Below are 11,051 nucleotides of genomic sequence, written 5' to 3' on the forward strand. Positions count from 1 at the left end.
TCATTAATTATGTTTAGAGCTTGAGAAACATCCATAAAAAAATCCAAGTGCATTAAATACACTTGGATTTTGACAGCTCTGAAGGATCCTTCAACCGATCGCTTTGGCTTTAACTGATCGGCATTACACCTAATGGCAGCCTTTCAATGTTTATCTAGCGAGTAACCAATTATTTAGTCAATACAGACTTATTCAGTTACTTAATACTAAGCTAGTTGAGCTTTAAGGTGCTCGATAACCGTGTCCATTGCGATAACTTCTTTATCACCAGTACGACGGTTTTTGTATTCGAAGTTACCTTCGTCCATGCTGCGATCGCCGATAACGATAGTGTGAGGAATACCCACAAGCTCGATATCTTTAAACATAACACCTGGACGCTCTTTACGGTCATCGAATAGTACTTCGATACCCATAGCTGTTAATTCAGCGTATAGCTTCTCAGCTGCTTCTTTAACGCGCTCAGATTTGTGCATGTTCATTGGTACGATAGCAACTTGGAACGGCGCTAGTGCGTCTGGCCAAGTGATACCGAATTTATCGTGGTTTTGCTCGATAGCCGATGCAACAACACGTGAAACACCGATACCGTAACAACCCATTTCTAGGATTACGCTCTTACCATCAGGACCAAGCACGTTACAGTTCATTGCTTTAGAGTAAGTGTTACCCAGTTGGAAGATGTGACCAACTTCGATACCACGCTTAAGCTGAATAGTACCTTGACCACATGGGCTAAGGTCGCCTTCAACAACGTTACGTAGGTCTTCAACTTGAGCAAGCTCAACGTCACGACCCCAGTTGATGCCGAAGTAGTGCTTACCATCTACGTTTGCACCAGCGCCAAAGTCGCTCATTACAGCAACAGAGCGATCAACGATGAATGGTAGCTCTAGGCCAACAGGGCCAAGTGAACCAGGGCCTGCACCAACAAGTGCACGGATTTCTTCTTCAGAAGCCATCTCTAGCGGAGAAGCAATTTGTGGAAGATTCTCTGCTTTCACTTCGTTAAGCTCGTGATCACCACGGATGATCAGTGCAATGATATCTGCATCTACTTCATCAGAAGCTTTAACGAATAGAGTCTTAACGGTCTTCTCGATTGCTAGACCGTGCTGTTCTACAAGCTCTGCGATTGTTTTTGCGTTTGGCGTATCAACAAGTTCCATCTCTTGAGTAGGCGCTGCAACTTCTTCAGTAGGAGCTAGTGCTTCTGCTTTCTCGATGTTCGCTGCGTAATCAGACTCAGAAGAGAATGCGATTAGGTCTTCGCCGCTTTCGGCAAGAACGTGGAACTCTTGAGAGCCGCTGCCGCCGATTGCGCCAGAGTCTGCTAATACTGGACGGTATTCAAGGCCCATGCGGTCGAATGCTTTACAGTAAGCATCGTGCATCGCTTGGTAAGACTTTTCTAAGCCTTCTTTGTCGATATCAAAGCTGTACGCATCCATCATAGAGAATTCACGTGCACGCATTACGCCAAAACGAGGGCGGCGTTCATCACGGAATTTAGTCTGGATTTGGTACAGGTTTAGAGGTAGCTGTTTGTAAGAGCTGATCTCGTTACGTACTAGGCTCGTCACTACTTCTTCAGCTGTTGGGCTAAGAACAAACGGACGAGAGTGACGGTCTGTGAAACGAAGTAGCTCAGGGCCCATCTTTTCAGAACGGCCAGTCTCTTCCCAAAGCTCAAACGGTTGAACTACGGGCATCAAGATTTCAACGGCACCTGCATTATCGATCTCTTGGCGAACGATATTTTCGACTTTACGCAGTACACGTAGACCAGTAGGTAGCCAAGTATATAAACCTGAAGCTAGCTTACGGATCATACCTGCACGTAGCATCAGCTGGTGGCTGATAACTTCTGCGTCGTTTGGAGTCTCTTTCAGAGTAGAAAGAAGGTAGTTACTGGTACGCATTCTATGGTATCCGTTTCATCATTGATAAAAGAAAATTTGCTGCAGTGAGTGACCACAGCAAATCTGATATAGCCGCATATAATATCAGCCTATTTGGGATCTCAAAAGCGTTCAATGTCAGTTACATTGATGAAAAGCGTTTCAACCACGAATTTCACGTTAAGATCGAACAAATTTACCGCATATTCCTTGTTGTCAGGCTTACCTTTCTTATAGGCAGGGCGAGGATCTTGGCCTAATACTTCTTTGATCACCTGAATGATATGGCGCGCTTGTGGATGGCTTGCGAGCTTACTTTGCGCTTGCTGCGAAAAGTTAACGTCGAGCACTTCTGGTTCATCGGCGGCAAACCCTCCCAATGCATCCGGGATCGAATCTGAGTAGGGGATATAAGGCTTGATGTCGATGATCGGTGTGCCGTCTACTAAGTCGACGCTGCCAAGATCCAACCAAGTCTGCCCTTTCTCTTGAGATACACCTTTGAGTTCAACCGCAGACATGCCAATTCCATTGGGTCTGAATGTGGCACGAGACGCGAAGACACCAATACGTTCATTGCCGCCAAGGCGAGGTGGCCTCACGGTTGGTTTCCAGCCTGCTTCAAGGTTCTTATCGAACAAAAACAACAACCACACATGGCTAAATTGCTCAATATCTCGAACAGACTCAAGGCAGTTTGCTGCGTCAACCAACCTGACTCTTGAGGTGGATGTTGGTACTAACCTAGGCTGTCTTGGCACAGCGAACTTCTCTTTATAAGGAGACTCAATAAAGCCAACAGGTTTAATGGTGTACATAGCAAGGTGTTCTCTGGTTTCAGTTAAGACGGAAAAATATCATAAAATCGCTTGTTTTTCTTTTGATAATAATTATCATTTGATATGTTATAACGTATCAATTTAATTATTTAGGGAAATACAATGAAACCGAATATCCACCCTGACTACCGCACAGTGGTGTTCCATGACACCAGCGTTGATGAGTACTTCTTAATAGGCTCTACGCTGAAAACAGACCGCACTATCGAATGGGAAGATGGCAATACTTACCCTTATTTCACGATTGAAGTGTCTGCAAAGTCGCACCCTTTCTATACGGGTAAACAGCGAGTGCTACATAAAGAGGGACGTGTTGCTAACTTTACTCGTCGCTTTGGTCAATTAGGTAAGGGAGCGAAATAGAATGAAAGTTATAAAATCACTTAAAAGTGCGAAAAGCCGTCATCCAGATTGCCAAATAGTAAAGCGCAGAGGCCGTCACTATGTCATCTGTAAATCCAACCCGAGATTCAAAGCGGTTCAAAAATAGTCAGTCAAATTGATGTGACACGAGTGTAAAAACGAGGGGAAAGTCAAACTTCATTCATTTGTCTGTTTTTCTTTTCCTTCGAGAGGAACCTTGCAGAATATCGCGTGTTAAATTAGCGTATGCTGTGTTTTATTTTTAAATGAATCAATGAGTTATATCGCCAGTTATTTTTGTAGTGAATGTGTTCTTGTGAATTATAAATCTAGTTTTTGTATTTAATGTAGATTTATTTGCTAATTAATTGTTCTTATAGAGTTAAAAGTAGCCATTTGTTACACATTTTGTAACATTTTGAATTTCTAATTGATAATTTTGTCGCGTACTCTGCGCTGGCAATTTGAACATTTTTGTCACAATTGCACAGGAATCACTACAAGGAGGGAACTGATGAGTTCATCAGCTTCAATAAAAAACAACTCGCCAAAGAAACCAGTTTTTACCCGCTTTCTCGATGGCGTTGAATATTTGGGGAACCTTTTACCCCACCCAATCACTCTTTTCGCAATCTTCTGTGTCGCAATCCTAGTATCTTCAGGAATTGCTGGTTACTTCGAAGTATCTGTAATGGATCCTCGCCCAGAAGGTGCTAGCGGTCGTGCTGCTGATGGCATGATCCACGTTGTAAGCTTACTTAATGCTGAAGGCTTACAACTCATCGTAACGAATCTAGTTTCGAACTTTGTTGGCTTTGCGCCACTTGGTACTGTGCTTGTTGCAATGCTAGGTGTTGCGATAGCTGAACACTCAGGTCTATTATCTGCGGCAATGCGCGGCATGGTAATGGGCGCATCTCAGCGCATGGTTACTGTAACCGTGGTATTTGCCGGTATTATCTCTAACACGGCATCTGAACTGGGTTACGTAGTTCTTATCCCTCTTGCAGCAATGCTTTTCCACTCATTGGGTCGTCACCCATTAGCAGGTCTAGCAGCAGCATTTGCTGGTGTATCTGGTGGTTATTCTGCAAACCTACTTATTGGTACGGTTGATCCACTGCTTTCTGGTATTACAGAAACAGCGGCGCAAATGCTTGATCCTTCTTACTCTGTTGGCCCTGAATCAAACTGGTACTTCATGTTTGTTTCGACCTTCTTTATCTCGATTGCCGGTGCATTGGTAACAGAGAAGATTGTTGAACCTAAGTTAGGTAAATATAACGATGAAGACGCATCTGAAGATCTTTCAAATGACTCAATGGGTAAGCTTACTGCTATTGAGAAGAAAGGCCTTAAGCTAGCGGGTGTTGCTGTATTAATCGTGAGTGCTCTTTTAGCTTGGACTGTAGTTCCTGCTGACGGTGTTCTACGTTCAGAGGCAGGTACGATTTCAGGTTCTCCATTCCTGAAAAGTATCGTCGCGTTTATTTTTGTATTCTTTGCTATTCCTGGCTTTGTTTACGGCAAAGTTACGGGTTCAATGAAGAATGACCGTGATGTGATTAATGCAATGGCAACGTCTATGTCTTCAATGGGCATGTACATTGTTCTTGTATTCTTTGCTGCGCAGTTTGTTGCTTTCTTTAAGTGGACGAACTTTGGTCAAGTAGTCGCTGTAGGTGGCGCAACATTCCTTCAGGATATTGGCCTAACGGGTCCAATGTTGTTCTTCGCATTCATCCTAATGTGTGGATTCATTAACCTGATGATCGGTTCAGCTTCTGCACAGTGGGCAGTAACAGCGCCAATTTTCGTTCCAATGCTAATGCTAGTAGGCTACGCACCTGAAACGATTCAAGCGGCTTACCGTATCGGTGATTCAACAACGAACATCATTACACCAATGATGAGCTACTTCGGTCTTATCCTTGCCGTAGCAACTCGCTACATGAAGAACCTAGGTATCGGTACACTGATCGCGACAATGTTGCCTTACTCAATGGTATTCATGTTCGGTTGGAGCATCTTGTTCTACCTATGGGTATTCGTATTTGGTCTACCAGTAGGTCCAGGCGCTGCAACGTACTACACGCCTTAGTGAACGGTGATAGGCGAACATTTCGATTCGCTTATCAACTGAATAAAAGACGAGATACCAAAGAGCCTGCATTGATGTAGGCTCTTTTTGTTTGAGTCAGTAAACTTACAATCCCGCAAACCGATAGGTAACGCCTAGTTCGAATGACCAGCCCAAGTCTCGTTGTATCAACGCGCTGTCGCTGTCGTGATGAATCAAGTCTGCGCGTGCGATACCAATCCAAGTTGGCGTAAACTCATAAAGCCCGATTAACCCTGCTTGATAAACAAACGTCGAACCCGCATCAAACTGATTTAACCCTGAGGCAGAAGATTCGGTGTTAGAAATACCATACAGGTGATTGGACAGTTTCTTGTCACGATAATCGACTTCTAGGTAGGGCGTAATGGTGAATTGCTGTGTCCAGGTTTCTAACGTTCTGCCTAAGTGAAGCTGAACTTCGTAGCCGTTATGTTCTGAAGTCACATCGTGTAAGTAGGTGAGGCGTGCGCCTACCGTTCCTAAGGTTATCCCCAGCTCTCCATTGCCATCTCTGTCTTGAATGCCGTTAGGTAGGTCAACGAAGGTGTCTGACACTTCAGCAAAGCGCCAATTTCCAGATAACCCTACGTAAGGCAGCAGTTGCCAATTGGCTAAGCTACCATCGATAAAGCCTTTCGGTCCTGAATAGAATAGGTTGGGTGTCGCGCCAAATTGAGGGGCATTTTTAGTCGAGAAAACACTTTCACCATAGGTGATGCTGCCTCCGATGATTCCGTACTCTTGATCAGTAAAGTGCTCATCGGCAAAGCTTTCATCAGCAAAAGAAAGTTGGGTGTTACCAAAAAGAATGGATAGCGAGAGGGCTATTTGGCGAATCATAAGCAATACTCCGTTATTGTAATAAATATTAAGAACGGAGTATGTCGATTAAAATTTCATCTGGGCTACAGCAGTTAAGAGACGACTTCTAAAGTTGTCGTCATTCAAATACTGCGGTTAGCGTTTAGCTAGCAGGCGATCGAGGTGGTTTGCGAACTCACGACGGTCGGTTTGAGAAAGGGTGCTTGGTCCGCCAGTTTGGATGCCACTTGAACGCATAGTGTCCATAAAGTCTCGAATATTGAGACGCGCTTTGATGGTTTCTTTGGTGTAAAGCTCGCCGCGAGAACTTAAAGCAAGAGCACCTTTGGTGATCACTTCATCCGCCAGAGGAATGTCAGAGGTAATCACCAGATCGCCGGGTTCAGTGCGTTTTACGATTTCATCATCTGCAATATCAAATCCGCTTGGAACTTGAATTGAGTGAATGTTATTACGCTTGGGTACGGGAACCAAATGGTTCGCGACAAAGGTACATTCGACCCCTGTGCGTTCAGCTGCGCGTACGATTGTTTCACGGATAACCTTTGGACAAGCGTCCGCATCAACCCATATCTTCATAGTGTTCTATTTCTCTGTTAGCTTATTTATCGGTCAACTTATTGCTCAGTTGCCTTATTGGCCAGTTAACTTATTGCTCAGTTAACTTATTACTCAGTTAATTTGGCTTCAAGCGTGGCAACGCGAGCGGTAAGTTCAAGGATTTGCTTTTCCAGTTGGCTAACACGATCAAGTGTCGGCTCTTCTTGTGTCACGACTTCCACTTTAGGGACGCGATTGGCGCTTTTCCAGCTTTTGATAGTCATGATTAAAGCTGGCATCGGAACGGATGTGCTCATACGAGCTTTAACTAAAGCAACTGTCGGCTCTTTCCCTTGTGCTTGCAGTCCTTCAAGCACTGATTTCAACTCTTCAGACACATCTTTTGTCAGCATGTTGACCTCCATTTTTAGTCTTTGGTCATTTTACTCGCTCCGGTGAATGATAGCGAATCATAAAACCGCCCATAGCTTGTGAGAGATCTCTTACAAAGGCTGTGAGATAACACGAATACATCACTAGCGAGATTTAAGTGCATATGACTAAGGTGTTGAATTTTATTTGTTTTATATAATTAACAACTTTATTGGATTGAAAGTGTGATGCAAATCTATTGTCCAAAATCCTAAATCGCGTAAATTAAACCTTGTCGGAAGGATTCTGACACGGAACAGGAAAGCACCAAGGATTTGGTTATCTTCAGGATGAAGATTTGGTTACTTAGGATTGAGTAGTCAAGCATGGAGCGTAAGGACATTGTAGGGATACAGCCAGTTAACAGGAAGTTAGCTGCAACGGAATGACAATGGACACCTTTAGGATTTAAAGGGTTGGATTAGCATCAGGACGATGTAAAGGACACCGCTCACGGAACAAGTGATGTGCGCTAACTAGGATTGTTAGCTTTCAGGATGATTGGACACCGCTAGGACGGCGAAGTAAAGGAAAGAGCTGAAGGATTACAGCCACTATTATGGATGATGCATGGAGCATTTATTAGTAGCCGGACTGCTGCGAGTAAGACCCTAGCCCTGACACTTCGGTGTTGGGGCTTTTCTTTATCTGAGGCTTTTCTCTATCTAGGGGCTCTCTTTAATTCAGGAGCTTTTATCTAAGAACGCGACATCTGCTTTTCTGCTAATAGTCAACACAAGGAGTGTTTTATGACGATAGCAACCTCAAGAACGCTGTTGGTACCTTATACCGAACAGCTACAACACGACTTTATCAAGTTGAATTGCTGCCCCATTAATCGTGCTGAAATGAATGGGCCGCACTCTATTGCCTCTGCAAAACACCTATTTCAAGAAATATTGAACGACAACGTTGGGTTTTGTCGTGCCATTATCCATAACCAAACCCGTGAATACCTTGGACATTTGTTTGTTTCGTCTGAGGAAGGGAAGCATGAACTGGGATTTATTCTAGACAAGGAGTTTTGGAATCAAGGCCTTGCTAGCGAAGTGCTAAAACCTTTCTTCAGTTTGGTGTGTTTTGAAGAGCACTTAACGAATGTGGTTGCGACCGTTAATGTCGGTCATAACCCATCGATTAAGTTACTCGAAAAGTTAGGCTTTGCATTTAAAGAGACCAAACAAGATCAGTTTGGCCCTTATCATGAATATAGTTATACCGAGTTTTGCGACGTTACATTCTATGAGGCTGTAGCTCAAACCGCATAGAGCGGAAGCCGACCATAGTCAGTTTTCCTTGGTACAGATCATCACCCAATGCTGAAAACTCAAATTGGTACACAGTGTGCCAGCGCCAAATGGTGGTTAGCTCATGGCGCATCTTAAATTTATGACCACTGAAGGCAACGCTTAATAGTTGCAAGTCGAGCTCTTTACATTTTCTCGCAATGGCAGTTTTCGCAAGCTCTGATTGCCTGCGCTGCTGCCAAAAGAAAAAGCAAAAGAAGCACAGCATCAAAATAGCCAATAAGTTATCTATCATTTAATCCATACTTCCTTTTTATCTCTATTCCAATTGTCATTACAGCGTATTTCAACGAGCTATAGAGCAAACCAGTTCTTGGGTTAGTCGTCAGTCCGTTATTGAGACTTAGCCGCTTGTTGTAACTCAATCAATGCGTTTGCGAGCTCAGGTGATGGGTTCGAATTCAACAAGGGTAAAAATACCATTCTTAGTGTCGGAATCATCACTAAATCTGCAAATAACTGATTGAACAGGTTTTGATTGCCCGTTTGTGCGAGACGTAGCAAGAATTGCTCAGCTATCGCGGGGTCTTGTAGCGCATGCCAGCTGCGACCCGCTAAACCAATCAACACTTCTTGGTGGCTCAAGCGTGGGCTAGCCAGAACTTGGTTAATGATGTTATTCGCGATCCCTTGTTCTGCACCGGAAAGGGCACGAACCAAAGCTGAAAGTAAGAACAAATCAGGCTCTTTACTAGCGATCTCATTCTCTGCAAGCTCTTGTAAGCGTTGCGCGAGTTTGTCATTGATTTGTGTATGCTCAAGCGCACCTAACGTCGCGTATAGCGGTTCTGATGGCAGCTTATTGATGGCTTTACGAATAGAGACACCGTTTTGTTGGCTGCCTAAACGCGCGCACATATCTGTAATGCCTTGTAAGCCAACCGTTTTCCAGTTATCCCAACCAAGCTCACCAGTGAAGTAATGCTGAGCGTGCTCGTAATATTGGCTCGTCGCGAGGTCTAAACCTGCTCTTACTTGGCTATGGAATACGGCCATTTTGTCTTCTGAAGGTTTGAAGGTATAAGGGTTGTTTGACAGCTTTTGTTGTTGCTCTTCGCTGATATCACCGTTCAAACGCGTGCCCATTGCTTCGATAACAAACTTAAGAAAATTCCCCACATCTCCTTGATGCAGTAGGCCTCTTTCGTCTAGCTTGAATTTTAGAAACCAAATCCATGGCTGTTTGTGTTCGTTCCAGTAGCTAATGGCTAAGTGAGCTTGTTTCTGAAGTGGAAACGGGTATGGCTGTTTCCCCTGCTCAACATCAGAGAATAGGGTGTTGTCGATCTTCTGGATACGGCGACCGAGGTCGTAGATATCGTATTGGCAACCGCTATTCTTTAGCAACTGAGTGAGCGTGTGAATCGTTTCCATAGTAATAAAGCTCCTAACTTTCTTTCCTAAATAGATGGTACTCTATGCCCCAATTTCAAGGTCACTAGATAAATAACTTGGTGAAAAATGACAGCAGCCACAAAGTTACCTCTTTTACTTCAACAATTAGAACAACAAATGCGCCAATGTTCTCTATGGGGTGCTCTTCCGCCTTCGGCTCAAGCTCTGGCGAGCGTTGAACCTTTTGCGATTGACTCGCTACAGCCAGAAGAGTGGTTGCAGTGGATCTTCATCGTTAAGATCAATGCAATGATGGATGCACAAATGAGCCTACCTACAGGCTTTGCTATTCATCCTTATTTTGGTGAAGTATGGAAAAATGAGGCAGAAAAAGCTGAACTGCTAGTGACGATTCAGAGTATTGATGAGGTATGTGCGTAATGTTAGAGATCATTTATCAAGATGAGTACTTTGTCGCGGTGAATAAGCCAGCCGGCATGCTAGTACACCGCTCATGGCTCGATAAACACGAGACTCAATTTGTTATGCAGACACTGCGTGATCAAATTGGTCAGCATGTATTTCCATTACACCGTTTAGACCGACCGACATCTGGTGTGTTGGTGTTTGCGTTGTCGAGCGAGGTTGCTTCACAGGTGATGCCGATGTTCGCTAACCATGAGATGCAAAAAACCTATCATGCGATTGTTCGTGGTTGGATAGAAGAGGGCGACACGCTCGATTATGCGCTTAAGGTTGAACTGGATAAGATCGCCGATAAGTTTGCAAAAGAAGATAAAGAACCACAAGAAGCCGTCACCGTTTACGAGCCGTTAGCGAAAGTCGAAGTGCCGTATTCAACAGGTCGTTTTCCTACCAGTCGTTATTGCTTAGTTGAGATGATGCCGAAGACAGGACGTAAACATCAGCTGCGTCGTCACATGGCTCATCTAAGACACCCAATCGTTGGCGATACTTCACATGGTGATGGTAAGCACAACCGACTGTTCCGCGATGATTTAGATTCGCACCGTTTGTTGTTGCACGCTTCTGAGTTGCGTTTCATTCATCCTTTTACAAAGAAAGAATTAGTAATGAAGGCCAGCCTAGATGAAACGTGGCTAAGGTTGTTTGAAACCTTTGAGTGGGATACCAGCTTAGTGAATGCTGAAGCACGGTCGTCTAAGTAAAGACTAGGCGTCTAGTAAACATAGAAAATAGAATAAAAACAAAGGGCTGATAGTGATATCAGCCCTTTTTAATGGTTCATCGCGGATTAGCGGGAACTAAAAACAAAAACGGTAGTAAGTGATATGGTTTAGTCGCCAAACAAAAATCATACACAAACTACCGTTTTCATGCCGAATCATACTTTCCTATCTTCATTCTG

At 43.9% G+C, this 11,051-nt stretch carries 13 protein-coding genes; 6 read left to right on the forward strand and 7 right to left on the reverse strand.

Translation table 11 applies throughout. The annotated features are described in order from the left end of the window. Nucleotides 1–206 precede the first annotated feature (206 nt). On the reverse strand, nt 207–1,922 hold the full coding sequence (locus L3V36_RS23590) for a proline--tRNA ligase (RefSeq protein ID WP_102462291.1): 1,716 nt from the start codon (nt 1,920–1,922) through the stop codon (nt 207–209). A 101-nt stretch (nt 1,923–2,023) separates the two neighbouring features. Beyond that, the gene (tsaA, locus tag L3V36_RS23595; protein ID WP_065681352.1) at nt 2,024–2,719 is read right to left on the reverse strand and encodes a tRNA (N6-threonylcarbamoyladenosine(37)-N6)-methyltransferase TrmO; all 696 of its coding nucleotides are present in this window, start codon (nt 2,717–2,719) and stop codon (nt 2,024–2,026) included. Between the two features lie 123 nt (nt 2,720–2,842). On the opposite strand from tsaA, the gene L3V36_RS23600 reads away from it, so the two are divergent. The 3 genes from L3V36_RS23600 to L3V36_RS23610 all read left to right on the forward strand — a co-directional run bounded on the left by L3V36_RS23600 (nt 2,843) and on the right by L3V36_RS23610 (nt 5,204). After that, nucleotides 2,843–3,103, forward strand: coding sequence for a type B 50S ribosomal protein L31 (locus tag L3V36_RS23600; RefSeq protein ID WP_054541634.1), 261 nt, complete (start codon nt 2,843–2,845; stop codon nt 3,101–3,103). A gap of 1 nt (nt 3,104) precedes the next feature. After that, nucleotides 3,105–3,230 (forward strand): type B 50S ribosomal protein L36, encoded by a 126-nt coding sequence (gene ykgO, locus L3V36_RS23605; RefSeq protein ID WP_081008126.1) that lies wholly within the window; start codon nt 3,105–3,107, stop codon nt 3,228–3,230. Between the two features lie 387 nt (nt 3,231–3,617). Continuing rightward, the gene (locus L3V36_RS23610) at nt 3,618–5,204 is read left to right on the forward strand and encodes an AbgT family transporter (protein ID WP_102447346.1); all 1,587 of its coding nucleotides are present in this window, start codon (nt 3,618–3,620) and stop codon (nt 5,202–5,204) included. A 105-nt stretch (nt 5,205–5,309) separates the two neighbouring features. Here L3V36_RS23610 and L3V36_RS23615 read toward each other — a convergent pair whose 3' ends face one another. From L3V36_RS23615 to L3V36_RS23625, 3 genes are all read right to left on the reverse strand, one after another. Then, nucleotides 5,310–6,065 (reverse strand): MipA/OmpV family protein, encoded by a 756-nt coding sequence (locus L3V36_RS23615; RefSeq protein WP_017095537.1) that lies wholly within the window; start codon nt 6,063–6,065, stop codon nt 5,310–5,312. Between the two features lie 117 nt (nt 6,066–6,182). Then, nucleotides 6,183–6,626, reverse strand: coding sequence for a YaiI/YqxD family protein (locus L3V36_RS23620; protein ID WP_004734361.1), 444 nt, complete (start codon nt 6,624–6,626; stop codon nt 6,183–6,185). An 89-nt stretch (nt 6,627–6,715) separates the two neighbouring features. After that, complete coding sequence (locus L3V36_RS23625; RefSeq protein ID WP_102447345.1) at nt 6,716–7,000, reverse strand: hypothetical protein; 285 nt, start codon at nt 6,998–7,000, stop codon at nt 6,716–6,718. A gap of 768 nt (nt 7,001–7,768) precedes the next feature. Here L3V36_RS23625 and L3V36_RS23630 point away from each other — a divergent pair. Next, entirely contained in the window at nt 7,769–8,287 is a 519-nt protein-coding gene (locus tag L3V36_RS23630) for a GNAT family N-acetyltransferase (RefSeq protein ID WP_102573235.1), read from the forward strand. Here L3V36_RS23630 and L3V36_RS23635 read toward each other — a convergent pair. Then, a complete protein-coding gene (locus tag L3V36_RS23635) occupies nt 8,253–8,561 on the reverse strand; it encodes a DUF3301 domain-containing protein (RefSeq protein ID WP_004734358.1) in 309 nt (102 codons plus the stop codon). The two genes, L3V36_RS23630 and L3V36_RS23635, sit on opposite strands and share 35 nt — an antisense overlap. 98 nt (nt 8,562–8,659) lie before the next feature. Next, nucleotides 8,660–9,700, reverse strand: a complete 1,041-nt coding sequence (locus L3V36_RS23640) for a DUF3549 family protein (RefSeq protein WP_017079398.1) — start codon at nt 9,698–9,700, stop codon at nt 8,660–8,662. Between the two features lie 87 nt (nt 9,701–9,787). On the opposite strand from L3V36_RS23640, the gene L3V36_RS23645 reads away from it, so the two are divergent. Both L3V36_RS23645 and truC read left to right on the forward strand, forming a co-directional pair. Beyond that, nucleotides 9,788–10,102: a YqcC family protein gene (locus L3V36_RS23645; RefSeq protein WP_102447342.1), complete on the forward strand. Its 315-nt coding sequence runs from the start codon at nt 9,788–9,790 to the stop codon at nt 10,100–10,102. Next, nucleotides 10,102–10,851, forward strand: a complete 750-nt coding sequence (gene truC, locus L3V36_RS23650; protein WP_029406022.1) for a tRNA pseudouridine(65) synthase TruC — start codon at nt 10,102–10,104, stop codon at nt 10,849–10,851. The genes L3V36_RS23645 and truC overlap by 1 nt, the downstream gene beginning before the upstream one ends. The last annotated feature ends 200 nt before the right edge of the window (nt 10,852–11,051 follow it).

Origin of the sequence: Vibrio sp. G-C-1 (genome assembly GCF_021728015.1) — a bacterium.
GTDB lineage: Bacteria > Pseudomonadota > Gammaproteobacteria > Enterobacterales > Vibrionaceae > Vibrio > Vibrio splendidus.